This is a genomic window from Trichlorobacter ammonificans (assembly GCF_933509905.1).
Lineage (GTDB): Bacteria > Desulfobacterota > Desulfuromonadia > Geobacterales > Pseudopelobacteraceae > Trichlorobacter > Trichlorobacter ammonificans.
Genome location: NZ_OW150024.1, coordinates 1,789,102 through 1,805,759, shown reverse-complemented (window position 1 = coordinate 1,805,759; position 16,658 = coordinate 1,789,102). Strand labels below are relative to the sequence as shown.

Below are 16,658 nucleotides of genomic sequence, written 5' to 3'. Positions count from 1 at the left end.
TGACGTGTCAAATGGGCTATTATAGGCATCAGCCCCCTGCTTGGCAACCAGGAATCCCGCTTTACCGGGCACCGGCTTCCGCCAGCCAGGCCCGCAGCCGTCGCAGCCCCTCGTCGATGGAGATTGCTGGTTCGTACCCCAGGTCGCGGCGGGCCGCCGAGATGTCGAACCAGTGGCTGGTGGACAGCTCCCTGGCCACGAAACGGGTCATGGGGGGCTCACCGGCAAGCCTGAACAGGCTCCAGATCCCTTCGCAGATTGTGCCGACCGCATAGGCCGCCGCGGGAGAAATGGTGGCGGTCACCGGCGGCAGACCGGCGGCAGCCAGAATCCGGTTCACCATTTCCCAGAGGGGCAGCGGCTCACCATTGCTGATGAAGTAGGCCTTGCCCGCCACCGGGCTGGTGGGGGCCAGCCGCTGTGCCGCCAGCAGGTGGGCATGGGCCGCGTTATCCACGTAGACCGTGTCCACCGGGCAGGGGCGGTGGCCGATCCTGCGCAGGCGGCCGCTTCTGGCCCGGGCGATGATCCGCGGCACCAGGTGGTTGTCGCCGGGGCCCCAGATCAGGTGGGGGCGCAGCGATACCGTGGCCAGTTCCGGGCCGTTGGCGGCCAGCACCAGCTGCTCGGCCAGGACCTTGGTGCGGGGATAGTGGGCCTCGAAACGGGCCGGGTAGGGTAGGGACTCGTTGCCCCCCTCCACGTCGTTGCCGTCGAAGACCACGCTAGGGGAGCCGGTGTAGACCAGTTTCGCAATGCTGTGGTGACGGCAGGCGGCCAGGACGTTTTCGGTGCCGATGACGTTGGCCTGGTAAAACTCGTCGTAGCTGCCCCAGATACCGGCCTTGGCCGCCACATGGAAGACAATGTCGCAGCCTTGGGCGGCCCGCTGCAGTGCCTGGTAATCGGCCAGGTCGCCGTGGGCCTGCTCAACCCCCAGGGCTGCCAGTTCCGGGTAGTTGCCCCGGGAAAAACTGCGCACATCTGCCCCCTGCTGGTGGAGCATTCTGACGATCGCGCCGCCCAAAAAGCCGCCGCCGCCGGTAACGAGCGCCTTCATGCCGGTTGCCCCGCTGCCCAGACCGCCAGTTTTTCCCGGAAGATCTTGGCGTTGTGGCGGATATCCACCGGAAAGGCGGGATGGAACAGGATGGTGTCGATACCGGCGGTGTGGGGATGGGCCGCTGCCAGTTCCAGCAGTTCCCGCTGCAGGGTCTCCCGGGGCACGGTGGAGCCCTGTTCGGTTTCGATGCAGAGCACCGGTCGCTGGTTCCCCGTGGGACCCACCCCCACCAGGGCGCTGCGGAACACCGCCGGATGGGTATTGAAAACCGCCTCCACCGGGATGGTGAAGAGCGGACCGGTGACGGTCTCCACCCGGTGGGACTTGCGGCCGCAGAACCAGAGCCGTCCCCGGTCGTCCCGCCAGCCCAGGTCTCCCATGCGGTGGAAAAAACCGCCCGCCGGATCGGTAATCTTGGCCAGCCGGTCAGCTTCGGGGCGCTGGAAATAGCTGCGGGTCACCTGTTCCCCCTGCACCACGATCTCCCCCACCGTGCCGTCAGCCACGGTCAGGTCGTCGCGCCACCGGGGGATCGGTTCGTCGGTGATGGCGATGATCTCCACCCTGACCCCGTCAACCGGCCTGCCGATGCAGACCCCCTGTCCCCGGTCGGTCTGCGCCGCAGTCTCCCCCAGGATTTCCCGGCTGCCGATGGAGCAGACCGGCAGCGCCTCGGTGGCGCCGTAGGGGGTGAAAATCTCCGCTTCCGGCGGCAGCATCCGGCTGAAACGCTCCAGCACCGCCGCCGGCACCGGGGCGCCGGCGGAGATGACCCGCTTCAGGCCGGGGAGGGTGATCCCCTGTTCCGCGCCGTAGCGGCCCACCCGGTTGATCAGGGCCGGGGAGCCGAACATGGTGGTGGCGTTGTACGTGGTTATGGTGTCGATGATCTGTTGGGGATCAACGGAGCCGGGACGGGTAAAGTCCATTTGCGGGATCACGGCGGTCATCCCCAGGGCCGGGGCGAACAGGGCAAACAGGGGAAAGGTGGGCAGGTCCACCTCGCCGGGGCGGATGTCGTAGACCTGCCTGAGGGCCGCCACCTGGGCGCAGAACGTGCCGTGGCTGTAGACCGCCCCCTTGGGGGGACCGGTGCTGCCGCTGGTGAAGAGGATGGCGGCGGTCTCCTCCGGGCCGGTGTCCGTCATGGCAAAGGGCTGCTCCGCTGCTCCGTCGATGAGCCGCGCCAGGGTGGTGCCGCCCCAGAACAGGCGCGGGCCCACGGTGATCACGGTGCTGAGGCTTTCCCGCGCCCACCGGAACAGCAGCCGGGCCACCTGGGCCTTGGGGATGCCGATGAAGGCCGACGGCGCCGCCTCGGCCAGGCAGTTTTTCAGGTTTTTTACCCCCAGGCCGGGGTCGATCAGCACCGGCACGGCCCCCACCTTGAACAGGGCAAAGGTGAGCGCGAACAGTTCCGGCGAGGGGGGGACCATCAGGGCGGTGCGCACCCCCCGTCCCACGCCCCGGGCAACAAGGCCGTGGGCGATCCGGTCGCTCAGGCGGTCCAGTTCGCGGAAGGTAAGGGTGCGGTTCTGCTCGGGAAAAATGATGGCAGCGGTCTCCGGCTGGAGGCGGGCCATGGCCGGCAGATGGGCCGCAATGTTGGTGCAACCGCCGGCAATCATGCCGGGGTCCGCTCCAGCAGGGCCACGTTTTCCACATGGGGGGTCTGGGGGAACATATCCACCGGCTGCACCCGGGGGCAACGGTAGCCCAGCCGGGAGAGGATATCCAGATCACGGGCCAGGGTCTGGGGGGAGCAGGAAACGTAGATGATCCGTGCCGGCTGGAGCGAAGCCACCCGTTCCAGCACCTGCCGGTCGCATCCCTTGCGGGGCGGGTTCAGCACCACCAACTGGAACATCTCCCCTTCGTCGGCCAACTCCTCCAGCGCCTCCAGGGCGTCGGCCGCCTCGAAGGTGCAGTTGTCCGCCCGGTTCAGTTTGGCGTTGCGCAGGGCGTCGGCCACCGCCTCCTCGCTCACCTCGATGCCGGTCACCCGTCCGGCCAGGGGGGCCAGGGTCAGGGCGATGCCGCCGATACCGCAGTAGAGGTCCAGCACCGGCTTGGCACCGATGTCGCCGACCCATTCCCGCACCGTGGCGTAGAGCAGCCGGGCACCGTCGTGCTGGGCCTGCAGGAAGGAGCGGGGAGAGATCAGCATTTCCACCCCGCCGATCCGCTCCCGCACCGTCTGGCTGCGGGTCAGGAAATGGTCGTGGGGACCGAAGATCACGTTCCCTTCACTGGCGTTCACGTTCTGGCAGAGCACGGCCACCTGGGGCACCCGCTCCTGCAGGAACTTGCCCAGGTGATGGATTTCGTTGTAGGAACGCCGGGCCGTGACAAAGGTGACCATCACCTGCCCCGTTTCCTCCGACACCCGCACCACCAGATAGCGCACAAGGCCGGTTTTCCGCTCCGGGTGGTAGATCGGCACCCGGTACTTGCCGATCCCCTCCCGTACCGCGGCAATGACCCGGTTGATCAGGGGATGGTGCAGGGGGCAGTCTCCCAGGTCCACCACATCGTGGGTGGCCCGGCGGTAGATGCCGATGTACGGGTCGCGGTGGGAGCCGGCCACGGCCAGTTTGGCGGTGGTGCGGTACTGCAGTCGCCGCCGGGGAGCCAGGGGAGGAAGAATCTCGGTTCCGGCCAGGGAGGCGTAGAGCGCCAGCTCGTTGCGGACCAGCTCGTGCTTCCAGCGCAACTGTTCGTCGTAGCGCATGCCGATCAGGGGGCAGCCCAGGCAGTCGGCGGCATCGCCGCAGGCGGGCCGCCTGGTGCGCAGGGGGGAGGGCTCCAGCAGTTTCACGAGGCGCAGGTGGTCGGCCTGGGCTCCCACGTGGTCGATTTTCGCCAGGCAGCGGTCCCCCGGCAGGCCGCCGGGAAGGAGCAGTTTGCGGGTGCCGGTGGTGGCCAGACCGATCCCTTCCCGGTCCAGGGCATCAACGGTCAGTTCAAGGGTCTGGCCCCGGCGGGGGGCTGAAGCGCGCCGGCTTTCCGGCGCGGCGGCCCCCTGTGTGCGGGCGGCGGACCGGTCTGCGGGGCGGCGGGTGTTGTGCGGGGTACGTTTCTTCATGGTTGTTTGACGATCCTTCTGATCCGCTCCGCGGTATCGGGATGGGTGGATAGGTAGTTGCGGATGCCGTCCGTGGGACCCCGGCCACCGCTTTTGGCGGTGCGCTGCGCCTCCAGCCGGGCCAGCAGTTCGGCGTAGGGCTGTGGGGAATCCCCCTGGTTCCGCAGCCAGGCCACGGCGCCGTTGTCCGCCTCCCGCTCGAAGGCGCGGGAGTAACGGGTTTCGGCCAGCACCGTGGGCAGGGTGGCGGCAATGGCCGTGATGGTGGTGAGGTCGCCGGTCACCGAGGCCACCACCAGGGCCGTGGCCGAGCTCTGCAGCAGGGTGCGCAGGGCGTGGCGGTTGACCACGTGGGTCAGTTCATGGGCGATCACCCCCTGCAACCCTTGGTCGTTGTCGGCCAGTTCCAGCAGTTGGTCGGTCAGCAGTACGGTGCCGCCCGGCAGGGCCAGGGCGTTGGCGCCCAGGGGGCCGCCGTCGCGGAACTCCACCCGGTAGGGGAGGCCGGGGGGAAAACTGCTGCTCACCTGGGTGAAGAGGCGGATCACGGCCTGGCGCCGTTCCGCCGGCAGGCCGGAGGGGCGCAGCAGGTGGCGATCCAGCAGTTCCAGGCTTTCCCGGTCTAGGCGCTGCTCCATGAGCGGCGGCAGGGCCAGGGCGGCCCGTTTGGCCAGCCAGGGGATGCCGTAGAGCATGAAGCCGCTCACCAGCAGGACACAGAGCACCAGCGCCCCCAGCACGCCGGCGGGACGGACCTCCAGGCGGTGCAGGAGGCCGGACAGGCCGCCCCCGCCGGGCTGCAGCTCGAACAGGGCGGCAAGGGAGGCGTCGCGCAGCTCGCACCTGCCGCCGTCCGGCAGGCGCAGGGAGCGGGGGATGGAGCCCACCGCCGGGGTCAGGGAAACCTGGGCGCGGGGGTAGCGCAGCTCCCGGTCGGCCAGGCTGATCAGCACCTGATCGCCCTCAAGACTGAGATCGGCGTGGTGGCGCTCCGAGGAGCGGCCGTCGAAATAGAAGACCCTGTCGTTTCTCACAGCCCGATTTCCATGCCGACATCGAACATCTCCGCCAGCTCCTCGCCGGCGGCGCCGACCGTGTCATCCCCGGCCTCGGCCAGGAAGCGGTCCGGCGAGCCGTCGTAGAGAAAGGCCAGATGGGCACAGCGGTAGCGGGCCAGGCGCACCGATGCCCAGGGGATCATCAGCCCCAGGGAGAGGGCGATGGCCACCAGGTTGCTGACGTAGAGCCAGAGCATATCGCAGATCCGCAGGCTGCCGGCGAAGCGGCCGGAGCCGAGGCAGGTGCCGTTCCAGGTCAGGTTGGACAGGCGTACCTTGAGATAGACGGTAAAGACTACGGAAAGAAGCAGCATACCGATGTAGAGCAGCACCAGCATCGGCCCCAGCAGCAGGTGCAGCTCGCGGTGGCTGCGCAGGGCCGGCGCCCCCTGCAGCAACAGGGTGGCGGCCACGCCGATGATGCCCAGGATCAGCAGGAACCAGAGCCCGGCCCCCAGGTAGACCCGGTAGTAGTCCCGCGGTCTGGCGTCGAAACGGAAGGGGGCGCTGCCGAAGAAGCTCTGCTCGACCTGGAAGCGCCGCTGCCGGTAGACCGTGTAGGGGTAGAGCAGCCCCAGGGAGAGGAAGGAGAGGATCGGCAGCCAGGCGTAGGCGGTGTAGGCCTCCCGGTAGTTGGGGCGGAAACCGAACCTGATGTTGCGGTGGCTCGAATTGCGGCAGTTGAACAGTCGGGAGCGGACAATCACCCAGGGGATGGCCAGAAACAGGGCCATACCGGCCGGAATCGCCAGCAGCGGGTCGATCTTGCCGGCGGCGGAGTAGAACGCCAGGGCACCGACGCCGATCAGCCACCCCTTGAACAGCGCCTTGGGGTCGGCAAGGTAGTCGAAGGGGAGGCCGTCCAGCAGGGTGTGGCCGTAGAACCAGCGCCGCTTGCGCACCTTGGCCCAGGCGGAGTAGATGCCGAGGGTGACGATCTTCAGCACCGTGTTGACGATCCAGATGCCGAAATATTCGCGGGCCGTGCCGGTGAAACGGAACAGCAGGGTATGGCGCCCCTCTCCACTGCCGTGGTCGGCCGGCAGGGAGGGGGAGGCCGGCGGCGGTGGGGCGGAAGTCGTCTCGTCCAGGGGAAAGACCGTGCCGCAGTCGGGGCAGGTGACGTTGACGGCGTCGGCCGGGATGGCGGACAGCGGTATAGACCTGGTGAAACGGCACCCGGGGCAGCAGATGGTGCGGGACGGTTCCATGCCGGCTCCTTGGTCAGGCTCGCCGCCGGGCGGCTTCGAACAGGGCCACGCCGCCGGCAACCGAGGCGTTGAGGGACGAAACCCCACCGTACTGGGGGATGGCCACCACTTGGTCGCACTGCCTGCGCACCAGGGGACGGATGCCCTCTCCTTCGCTTCCCACCACGATCACCAGGTTTCCCGAGAAATCGACATCGTAGATGGTGACGTTGCTCTCCCCCACCAGGCCGTAGACCCAGCAGCCGGACTCCTTCAACTGCTCAAGGCAGCGGGCCAGGTTGGTCACCTGCACCACCGGCACGGTCTCCACCGCACCGGCCGAGGCTTTTTCCACCACGGCGGTAACGCCGCAGGCCCGGTCCTTGGGAATAATCACCCCCTGCACTCCGGCGCAGGCCGCGGTGCGGATCAGGGCGCCCAGGTTCTGGGGGTCCTGGATGCCGTCCAGTACCAGCAGGAAGAGCGGCTTTCCTGTTTTCAGGAGGTTGGGGGCGAGTTCTTCAAGCTCGACATAACAGAAGGGGGCCACGGTCAGCACCACCCCCTGGTGGTGGGGCGAACCGGCCAGCCGGGCCAGATCGTCACGGCCCCGGCGGCGCACCGCCACCCCCCGCTCCTCGGCCAGGGCCGCCAGCTTGCCGATGCGGTGGTCGGTGGCGTTCTCCTGCACGAAAAGCTCGAAGGCCTCGCGGCTTCCCCGCAAGGCCTCACGCACCGGGTTGATGCCGTAGACGATCTCCCCCGCCATCAGCAGCCACCCACGATTTCATCCACGATCAGGTCGGCGGCCGCAGCCGGGTCGGCGGCCTTGGCAATGGGACGGCCGATCACCAGGTAATCGGCCCCTGCCTTCACCGCCTCCGCCGGGGTCATGATCCGCTTCTGGTCGTCCACCGCGGCAAAGGCGGGGCGCACGCCGGGGGTGACGATCAGGAAGTCGGGGCCGCAGGCGGCCCGGATCGCCTCGATCTCCAGGGGGGAGGCCACCACGCCGTCCATGCCGCTCTCCCTGGCCAGTTTCGCCAGCCGGACCACCATCTGCTCCACGGGATGATCGATCCCCACCGCGCTCAGGGTTTCCTGGGTGGAGGAGGTGAGGATGGTCACCGCCAGCAGCCGGGGACGTTCGCTGTCGGAGAAGTTTGTACGCACCGCTTCCGCTGCCTGGGACATCATTTCCGGCCCCCCCAAGGCATGCAGGTTGGCCAGCTTCACCCCCATCCGGCCGGCGGCCAGCATGGCCTGGGCCACGGTGTTGGGGATATCGTGGTACTTCAGATCCAGAAACACCTCGCCGCCATGGCGTTTCACCGCCTCAACGGCGGCGGGCCCGGCGGTGGTGAACAGCTCCTTGCCCACCTTGAACATCCCCACCTTGCCGGACAGCAGGGCGGCAAAGCGGTCGATCTCCTGCAGGTTGTGGACATCAAGGGCGAAAATGATCTTGTCTTTTGCTTCGGTGCGGGTCATGCAGAGGCTCCTCGTTGAGTTTGGGGCATACTACACCATCTCCTGCAGCTCCGCAATCAGCCCTGCCAGGAAGTCGTACCCCTTCTGCCAGAAACCGCTGCTTTCGATATCAATGCCGGCCAGCTTGGCCGTATCGGCCGGGGAAAGGGCGCCCCCCGACTCCAAGAGCCGCCGGTAGCCCGGCTTGAAGGCGTCGCCGGTCTCGCGGTACTGCTGGTACAGGGCCAGCACCAACAGCTCGGCAAAGGTGTAGGAATAGCAGTAGAACCGGCTGTGGATGAAATGGCTGATGTAGCTCCAGCCCCACTTGTAAGCCGGGATCATCTCCACGCTGTCGCCGTACAGCCTGCCGTTCTCCTCCAGCCACAGTTCCGCGATCCGCTCGTTGGAGAGCAGGCCGTTTTTCCGCTCGGCATGGAGGCGCAGCTCGAAGCGGGTCAGCACGGTCTGGCGGAAGGTGGTGGCGATAATGTCCTCGATCTTGGCGCAGAGCAGGGATTTCCGCACCTGGGGATCGTCCTCCCGGTCCAGCAGCAGCCGGGTGAGCAGCATCTCGCCGAACACCGAGGCGGTCTCGGCCAGGGGGAGGGGGGCATGGTAGTTGAGGCTGTTCTGCTTCTGGGACAGCACGAAATGCAGGCCATGCCCGGCCTCGTGGGCGATGGTGGCGATATCCCGCAGATTTTCGGTGAAGTTCAGCAGCAGAAACGGCGGGTCCACCGGGGAGATGCCCATGGCAAAGGCCCCGCCCGACTTGCCGGGGCGGGGCAGCACATCCACCCGCCGCTCGTCGAAAAACGCCTGCACAATGGCGCCGAACTCGGGGTCGAACTTGCGGTAGGCAGTCACGGTCAGGTCCCGGGCCTCGTCAAAGGCGTACTTCTTCTGCGTCTCCACCACCGGGGCGTAGACGTCGCAGTTGCGCAGGCGGTCCATCCCCAGCATCTTCGCCTTTAGCCGGAAATAGTCCTGGGCCAGGCGGTAGTTGGCCTCGGTGGTCTGCATCAGGTGCTCCACCGCCTCGTCGGACAGCTCATTGCCGATATTGGTGGGCTGGATGGCGCTGGCATAGCCCCGCAGCTCCATCTCCTGGCCGTGGTCAAGGGCCATGGTGTTGAACACCGTGCCGAACACCAGGCCGTTGCCCCCTTCGGCATGCTTCTCCAGGAAAGTGGTCTGGGCGTTGAAGCGCACCTCCGGGGAAGGATGGTGCAGCAGGGCCAGCAGTTCCTCGCCGGTGAACTCCTTCTGCTCCCCCTCGAATGCCATGGTATAGCGCAGCGACGCGGACAGCTCGTCGAACAGCTTGGTAAAGGCCCGGCTGCCGGTCAGGTCTTTGCGGGTCAACAGCCGCTCCTCGTTCTCCTGCAGGGTATAGGGTTTGAACTTGCGGATGCTCTGCAGGAAATGGCGGTAATTGGCCGCCCCGGGCAGGGCGCAGAGGCGGTCGAACAGCTCGTCCGGCAGGTTCATCAGCTCCAGGTCGAAAAAGAGCAGCGCCTGGGACAGGCGGCTGCCCAGCTCGGAACAGCGCTGGGACAGGGCCCGGTGTACCTCGTTGCCAGAGTCGCCGGCAAACAGCAGGTGGGCGTAGCAGAACGGCCGTGCCATGCGGGTCTGCATCGCCTCGTACTCCTGCACCGCTGCCAGAATGGCCGGGGGATCGAGGGTGGCGATCTTTTCAAAATAGTTTGTACGGAAATCATTGGCCTGGGGCTCGAAGGAAGCCAGATCAGCCTCCAGCTCCGGAGAATCCGGGGCCGGGTAGAGCAGGGCGGTGTTCCAGGTGAGATTGGTATCGGTCATGAAATGGCAGCTCCTTGGGTAATATGAAACTGCCATTTTCCAGGTATTCGGTCGGGTTTGTCAAGGACCTACGCCTTCTTGACAAACTCCGATTTCAGTTGCATCGCCCCAATGCCATCAATCCGGCAATCGATGTTATGGTCGCCCGAAGTAAGGCGGGTGATCCTGATTTTGGTTCCAACCTTGACGACCGATGACGAACCTTTGATCTTCAGGTCCTTGACGACCGTGATTGCATCACCGGCCTTGAGTTCATTACCAAACGCGTCGCGGACGATGAGTTCTTCCGGCTCGGTTTCAGCTGCTACCTGCGGCCATTCATGGGCGCATTCCGGGCAGACGAAGTTGTCACCGTCTTCATAGGTATATTCCGAGCTGCAGGAAGGGTATTTAGGTAAGGTCATGAGGTCTCCTTGATCTGGATTCACTACTAATAACGTCGTGGGGGCGCACCAGCGGCGCAATAATTTTCGTACCGACTGTGGGGGCATCCGCTACCAGTAGATGTTGAGCCACATCAAATTTACTTATTACTTCCCATGACCATGGCGATGTCTTTTGGTGGGGCCGTGTAGACAATCGCTACCTTATCGCTTAACTCTCCTACGATGAATGTTGTCATGGCAAATATTGCATAGAGTAATAAGATTTTCCTCAGTGTTTGCACCACCTTCGGCATGCTGCTTTACATGGTGAGCTTCCAAATGGCGGGGGTCGGATGGATTCCATTTTTCATGATGCCAGCCGCATTCTTGACACTTATATCCATCCCTTTGCAAAACTGTCCTACGAACAGGGTCCGGAATTACTCTATCATGCTCAGGAGCCTGCCGGTCTTCCACTAAAACATACATCCCCACAGGAAGGTCCGGCATGCCCGTTGTCTTGGTTACAACCGGCCAGCCGTATTCCGTCCGGAGTTCACGTACCCGTCGAGCCCATTCGCTCTTGTTATTGGCAACGTAACGGAGTTCTTCTCCGGTAATCTGCTTGCCGACGTTAAACCGCATGTACTCAAGAATCTTGTTCAGAACACTTAAATTCTTACGACGTATCTCATTAGCCTTGTTCCATCGGAACGCCGCATCCCGGTCTTGTTCCTCGTTTATAAGTACGTAATCGTCCGGCCCTATCTTGGAAACATCGATATTATCAAGGGGGAATTCACCCTCTTTGTCCATTTCCTTCGCTGTTACACCGTTGACGATTGTCCATCCGAATTGTACCCGTAACTCTCGTACTCTTCGTGCCCACTCGCCAATTCCGGCAACAACCATTAGTTCATTGCCGTCGATTACGGTACGCGGATATTTTTGAAGGTAGTGGATGATTCTATCTCGCGCAGATGATGCATGCTCTTTGGGAATAAGGGAACTACCGAGGTCGCGCAGCAGGTCGTGTGCGGGCACCAGGGAAAGGACTTTTGATCTTAAATCGCCTTGCTGCAATTCGTACTCGAAATTGGTTAACAGCTTGATCAATTCTTTACGGAGGGATTCTGGTTCTTGTTGTTTGGATCTACGTGCCATTGATGCCGCCTCTGACGAGAGAATTATGGTTCCGGCAATAAAAATCTCTTCAATTTATCGATGAGCTGCTCCGGCTTCTTTGTTTCGCAACTCCATACTACAAGCACCTGCCAACCCGCTTCCTCTAGAGTTGCCTTATTGAGTTTATCTCGTTCGATATTTCCCTCAATCTTGGTATTCCAAAAATCGACGTTAGTTGCGGGCCGCTTCGATCTTACACACCCCTGGTGACCGTGCCAGAAACAGCCATTCACTACAACAATTTTCCTGTGTCGCGCTAGAACTATGTCCGGCTTGCCGGGAAGGTTCTTGACATGCAGGCGAAAGCGAAAGCCCATACCGTGAATGAGTTTTCTGACGACTATCTCAGGCTTTGTATCGCCTCCCGATATTCTGGACATAATCCAGCTTCTTTTTTCCTTGCTGAAGACGTCCGACATTCGCTTGCGCCTTTCGATATAATCAAGGTGTACACGCAGTCCGCAATTCTCGCCGCTAGTTGAGGGGGGACCGCGTTCCCTATCTGTCTGGCTATCTCGGTCTTTGTCCCGAGGAACTTGAAGTCATCGGGAAAGGATTGAAGTCTTGCTGCTTCCCGGTGAGTTATCGGCCGATGCTGAACCGGATGCAGATAACGCCCCTTTTCCGGCTTGAAGAACTCGGTCCGTATGGTCACGGACGGCCTGTCCCACCACAGCCTGCCAAACAGATCGGTTCCGCCGGAGGTTTTGCGTATCCAGCATGCTGGTGTCAGTTGAGGTGCTCTCCGTTGTAGGTCGAATCTGTTCATTCCTTCTTCCGGTATTGACTTGTACCTCTCAATGCTTAATGCCGTAGGCGTACGCCCAAAATGAATGTCCAGCGGAGAGGGTTCGTCCCGTATCTCAACCCCCTCTGGAGCGGGCAAGTTCCCAATGGCATCGCGTACCGTCTTCCAAGGGGCAGGGGTAGCAATATAGGAGTCAAACTCTTCTGAGAAAGCTTTTCGATAGCCGTTATTGGGGTTAAAATTAGTCTTTTTGGGAGGAAATACAGCTGCAGGGTCTGCAAACTTGCAGCCGACAATAAATGCTCGCCATCTTACCTGCGGAACGCCGTAATCGGCAGCGCAGAGTTTCGCCCATCGAATTTTGAAACCCATGGCACGGGCAATCTCAACAATCTCCCCATGTTCGAAAGATTCCAGCAGTTGGGGAACATTCTCCATAACGAAAACAGATGCGCCCGAACGTTCCACTATGTCCATAAATGGCCGCCACAACTGTTTTCGAGGATCACCGTCGCGGTATTTGTTAAGCAAACTGAAGCCTTGGCACGGCGGACCGCCGATTACTACATCAGCTTGCGGGATTACTGTTTTTGGGGTCTGAAGAATATCGACTATATCCCCGACAGTGCAGTGATTGCCGAAGTTCGCATTGTAGGTTTTTGCTGCGTACTCGTTGAAATCATTGGCCCATACCGGCTGAAAGCTATGTCCGGTGAGCTTGGTAAATCCGAGAGTCATACCGCCCGCGCCAGCGAAAAGGTCAATAAGCTTGGGCTGATACCGGTTTTCCAAGAGCTTGCCGCCTATCCTGGCATGGTAAACGGTTTCCTCTTCGGCGATAATCGGGATATCATCCTGATTATTGATGCGTTTCTTGTATGCCGTCATTTAAATAGTCCTTAAAGTTACCTTCGGCAAACTTGCCTTAATACACCCTTAGATTGCAAGGAGAAAACTCCCAATAAATTGGAGTTTGGCGATTATCCATCCCCCCCGTGAGCACCGTACTTGCAAGAAATTTTTGAATGGCTTTTTCCAGGCTGTTAGGCAACTATTGAAAATTTTCAGGCTCTGTGGAAAACGAAAAACCCGCCTTTTGTGCGGGTTTAGTTGTTGTTATTCGATTTTATTAGAGTCCGCTGTCGCATGGGCTCCCTGCTTGCGGTGAATGTGTTGGAGCCTTGTAACTGATTGCCGGCATGCTGTCCAGCGATTTTTCATGTCATTGAACCAGGAAAAAGCGGTTCACGCAACGACGCGACGGAAAAGCAAACGACAGGTGAACCTGCTTGTTCCGCAAATAACCGGTTTTCGTTGCGTTCGTCGCGGCGTCGCGTGGGTACCTGCCGTTGCAAGGGTTCTACGAGCCTACCACCTGCTTCATCACTTGGCCAACTGCGCCTCGCAGTCGGCCAGTTTCTGCTTCAGTTCCTTCTCCTTCAACCAGCGTGCCGTGACATCCCGCATGATGGCCGCGCAGCCCTGCATGGTGCCGGATTCATCCTTTAGCAGCACCATGCTGAATTCCAGCGATACCTGGCTGCCGTCCTTGCGCAGCCCCGGCGAGGAGAACAGGCCGGTCTGGTATTTGGTGACGCCGGATTCCATGACCCGGTAGTACCCGTCCCAGTGGCGGGGATAGTAGTGTGGCTGGGGTCGGACCAAGCTAATGCCCTGATTTCAATCAGAAACTCTCCCAATAACAACCATTTTCCTGTCTTAGAGCCTCGTTTTCCTGGTCGAAAACGGCATTATAAGAAGCTGGTTGTTCTCTGATGATGCAGATATCGCCATCATGCTTTTCGAAGCTAGTGGGGGCAGGCTTGCTTTTTTGCAAAATGCGGCTGGATGAAAACTAGGGACACTTCCCATATTTCCCTTACACAAAAATTTTCCGAATCGATTTTCTAAAAAATAGGGACACTCCCCAGTTATTTCCTCAGAGCCATAGAGGCCCCGTAATTGAAAGAAATTTTACACAACTTTTTTTTAGATTGATTTCAGTGTGTTACGAGACCATTGAAAAAAACTTTACACACTCTGTGGAAAACGAAAAACCCGCCTTTTGGGCGGGTTTTAGTTGTTGTTATTATTAGGTTTTGCCTGATTCCGCTGTCGCATGGGCTCCCTGCTTGCGGTGAATGTGTTGGAGCCTTGTAACTGATTGCCGGCATGCTGTCCAGCGATTTTTCATGTCATTGAACCAGGAGAAAAGCGGTTCACGCAACGGCGCAACGACGCGACGGAAAAGCAAACGACAGGTGAACCTGTTTGTTGTGCAGATGACCGGTTTTCGTTGCGTTCGTCGCGGCGTCGCGTGAGTACTTGCCGTTGCAAGGGTTCTACGAGCCTACCACCTGCTTCGTTACGTGGCCAACTGCGCCTCGCAGTCGGCCAGTTTCTGCTTCAACTCCTTCTCCTTCAACCAGCGTGCCGTGACATCCCGCATGATGGCGGCGCAGCCCTGCATGACGCCGGATTCATCCTTCAGCAGCACCATGCTGAACTCCAGCGATACCTGGCTGCCGTCCTTGCGCAGCCCCGGTGAGGAGAGCAGGCCGGTCTGGTACTTGGTGACGCCGGACTCCATGACCCGGTAGTACCCATCCCAGTGGCGGCCCCGCAGTTTTTCCGGGATGAACAGGTCAAGGGACTGTCCCACTGCTTCGGCGGCGCTGTAGCCCAGCATCTGTTCGGCCCCGCTGTTCCAGTAGCGGATGATCCCCTGGCGGTCCGAGATGAGGATGGCGTCGGGGGCGGCATCCAGGGTCTGTCTGAGGTAGTGTTCAAGGTTTTCCATGGCGATCATCCTTTCAGTAGTGAATAAGCCGCATAACCGGCCACCAGCAGCCCCAGCAGCAGGTTGACCGGCCTGCTGCCTTCCGTGGGGTTCGGCATCACCAGCCCGTCCACCCGCATCGATTCAAGGATACGGTTGCCGCGGATGAAGGCGGCAAGGACCAGGGTGATGCCGTAGAGAACCCCGATGATGTTGACGGTTGTGTTCATGAAATCATCCGCCCATGTCGATCCGCTTCATCTCCTGCTTTTCTTCGTCGGAGAGCTTGTCCCACCAAGTGCCGCCGGTGTTGCCGTAGTCGAACCGCTCGGCCCCTTTCCGGGTATAGTACCACCAGTTGATGAACCATGAATAGGCGTAGAAGAGCGAAACGCCGATGAAGAACAGTTTGGCGTTGCCGGTACTGGTGATGGAGGCGCCGATCAGCGAGGTCCAGACAAAGGGACCGAAGGCGGCCCAGGCGCCGGTCCAGCCCAGCATCTGTGCCCCCTTGGCCGGCGAGTAGGCAAAGACGATCGGGTACTGGCGGAAGGTGGCGGCGTTGTTGGTGCCGGTCATCAGAAAGATCCAGAGCATGATCCAGAGGAAGCCCTGGAACTGGTCAAGGCCGGTGGGGGTGAGGTAGCCGCCGAAGACCAGGGCCAGGCAGCCGGCGATTTGCCCCAGGGTGGTCCAGTGCATGCCGATGCTGCCGCCCCACTTGTCGAAGATGGGGCCGGTAAGGGCCCGGATCAGGCCGCCGATGAGGGGGCCGAGAAAGGCGTAGCTCAAGGGGTCCGGCGCGCCGTCGAAGCCGCCGTAGATGGTCTTGATCATGATCGGGAAGGCGGCGGCGTAGCCGGAGAAGGAGCCGAAGGAGGTGATGTAGGTGACGGTGCAGTTCCAGGTGTGGGTGCGGGCCCGGTTTTTGCCGCTCAGGATTTCGAACTGTCCCCTGAAGCCCCGGGACGGCAGGTTGACGCTGCGCAGGAACAGGGCGCAGAGGATGAAGGCCACCACCAGGAACGGCACGTAGACCAGCGGCGCGTTCTGCAGCCAGATGTTCTTCTTGATCACCTTCTTGACGGTCACGTCCGTGACCGCGCCGTCGGCGTTTTTCTTGAGATCGACCTGCATGTTTCTGGTGGTGTCGGTTTCGGTGATGGTCACGTTCCTGACGATGCCGTTGTCTCTGGTGATCACCGTGGCTGCGGCCAGGTCCGGCCGTTTCACCACCACGTCGGTCACCACGCCGTCGGCGCTTTTCACTACCTTCACATCCTTGAGCACGTCGGTTTTGCTGAAGAGCTGGGGCCCGCCGGCCATGGCTCCCAGGGCGGCGAAGCCGATGATCCAGGGGGTGACGAACTGGACGATGGAGACGCCGAAGTTGCCCAGGCCGGCCTGGATGCCCATGGCCAGCCCCTGGAGCCGCTTGGGAAAGAAGATGCTGGTGGAGGGCATGAAGGAGGAGAAGTCGCCGCCCCCCATGCCGGTGAGGAAGCCGATGATCATGAAGGTGGTCCAGGAGGTGCTGGTGTCCTGGATGGCGAAGCCGAGCCAGACCATGGGGAGTACCTTGATGATGGTGGCGATGCTCACCACCGGCCGGGTCCCCAGCACCGGGATGAAGTTGGAGTGGATCAGCCGCAGGATGCCGGAGGCAAAGCCCGGTATGGCCGCCAGCCAGAAGTACTCCATGGTGGTGAAGTTGAAGCCGATGGCCGGCATCCGCACCACCACCGCGCTCATCACGAACCAGGTGGCGAAGGAGAAAATCAGGGAAAAGGTGGTTAAAGCGCAGGTGCGCCAGGCAACGGCGCTGCCGGTTTCCTGCCAGAATTGCGGATCTTCCGGTTCCCAGCGGGGGAGTCTGGCCATGGGGACG

16 protein-coding genes are annotated in these 16,658 nt (G+C 61.7%); all 16 read right to left on the bottom strand.

Going from position 1 to position 16,658, the window contains the following annotated elements:
* Positions 1–61: 61 nt before the first annotated feature.
* The 16 genes from RAK07_RS08105 to RAK07_RS08030 all read right to left on the bottom strand — a co-directional run bounded on the left by RAK07_RS08105 (position 62) and on the right by RAK07_RS08030 (position 16,651).
* A complete protein-coding gene (locus RAK07_RS08105; RefSeq protein WP_305732332.1) occupies positions 62–1,060 on the bottom strand; it encodes an NAD-dependent epimerase/dehydratase family protein in 999 nt (332 codons plus the stop codon).
* Complete coding sequence (locus tag RAK07_RS08100; RefSeq protein WP_305732331.1) at positions 1,057–2,691, bottom strand: fatty acid CoA ligase family protein; 1,635 nt, start codon at positions 2,689–2,691, stop codon at positions 1,057–1,059. Before RAK07_RS08100 ends, RAK07_RS08105 begins: the two co-directional genes overlap by 4 nt.
* The gene (gene rlmD / locus RAK07_RS08095) at positions 2,688–4,148 is read right to left on the bottom strand and encodes a 23S rRNA (uracil(1939)-C(5))-methyltransferase RlmD (RefSeq protein WP_305732330.1); all 1,461 of its coding nucleotides are present in this window, start codon (positions 4,146–4,148) and stop codon (positions 2,688–2,690) included. The genes RAK07_RS08100 and rlmD overlap by 4 nt, the downstream gene beginning before the upstream one ends.
* A complete protein-coding gene (locus RAK07_RS08090; RefSeq protein WP_305732329.1) occupies positions 4,145–5,182 on the bottom strand; it encodes a M48 family metallopeptidase in 1,038 nt (345 codons plus the stop codon). Before RAK07_RS08090 ends, rlmD begins: the two co-directional genes overlap by 4 nt.
* Positions 5,179–6,417 carry a DUF898 family protein gene (locus tag RAK07_RS08085; RefSeq protein WP_305732328.1) on the bottom strand — a complete coding sequence of 413 codons (1,239 nt, stop codon included), beginning with the start codon at positions 6,415–6,417 and terminating at the stop codon, positions 5,179–5,181. Before RAK07_RS08085 ends, RAK07_RS08090 begins: the two co-directional genes overlap by 4 nt.
* Positions 6,418–6,430: 13 nt before the next feature.
* A complete protein-coding gene (gene rlmB / locus RAK07_RS08080; protein ID WP_305732327.1) occupies positions 6,431–7,165 on the bottom strand; it encodes a 23S rRNA (guanosine(2251)-2'-O)-methyltransferase RlmB in 735 nt (244 codons plus the stop codon).
* Entirely contained in the window at positions 7,165–7,887 is a 723-nt protein-coding gene (gene pyrF, locus RAK07_RS08075) for an orotidine-5'-phosphate decarboxylase (RefSeq protein ID WP_305732326.1), read from the bottom strand. Before pyrF ends, rlmB begins: the two co-directional genes overlap by 1 nt.
* A gap of 30 nt (positions 7,888–7,917) precedes the next feature.
* Positions 7,918–9,693: a M3 family oligoendopeptidase gene (locus RAK07_RS08070; protein WP_305732325.1), complete on the bottom strand. Its 1,776-nt coding sequence runs from the start codon at positions 9,691–9,693 to the stop codon at positions 7,918–7,920.
* A gap of 68 nt (positions 9,694–9,761) precedes the next feature.
* Positions 9,762–10,097: a zinc ribbon domain-containing protein YjdM gene (locus RAK07_RS08065; RefSeq protein ID WP_305732324.1), complete on the bottom strand. Its 336-nt coding sequence runs from the start codon at positions 10,095–10,097 to the stop codon at positions 9,762–9,764.
* 183 nt (positions 10,098–10,280) lie between these two features.
* Positions 10,281–11,222 carry an HNH endonuclease gene (locus RAK07_RS08060; RefSeq protein ID WP_305732323.1) on the bottom strand — a complete coding sequence of 314 codons (942 nt, stop codon included), beginning with the start codon at positions 11,220–11,222 and terminating at the stop codon, positions 10,281–10,283.
* 23 nt (positions 11,223–11,245) lie between these two features.
* Positions 11,246–11,623, bottom strand: coding sequence for a very short patch repair endonuclease (locus tag RAK07_RS08055; protein WP_305732322.1), 378 nt, complete (start codon positions 11,621–11,623; stop codon positions 11,246–11,248).
* On the bottom strand, positions 11,584–12,879 hold the full coding sequence (locus RAK07_RS08050; RefSeq protein WP_305732321.1) for a DNA cytosine methyltransferase: 1,296 nt from the start codon (positions 12,877–12,879) through the stop codon (positions 11,584–11,586). The genes RAK07_RS08055 and RAK07_RS08050 overlap by 40 nt, the downstream gene beginning before the upstream one ends.
* Before the next feature lie 495 nt (positions 12,880–13,374).
* Entirely contained in the window at positions 13,375–13,656 is a 282-nt protein-coding gene (locus tag RAK07_RS08045; protein WP_305732320.1) for a PAS domain-containing protein, read from the bottom strand.
* Positions 13,657–14,356: 700 nt separating this feature from the next.
* Positions 14,357–14,791: a PAS domain-containing protein gene (locus tag RAK07_RS08040; RefSeq protein WP_305732319.1), complete on the bottom strand. Its 435-nt coding sequence runs from the start codon at positions 14,789–14,791 to the stop codon at positions 14,357–14,359.
* Between the two features lie 5 nt (positions 14,792–14,796).
* Entirely contained in the window at positions 14,797–15,000 is a 204-nt protein-coding gene (locus RAK07_RS08035) for a hypothetical protein (RefSeq protein ID WP_305732318.1), read from the bottom strand.
* A gap of 4 nt (positions 15,001–15,004) precedes the next feature.
* On the bottom strand, positions 15,005–16,651 hold the full coding sequence (locus RAK07_RS08030) for an MFS transporter (protein ID WP_305732317.1): 1,647 nt from the start codon (positions 16,649–16,651) through the stop codon (positions 15,005–15,007).
* Positions 16,652–16,658 lie beyond the last annotated feature (7 nt).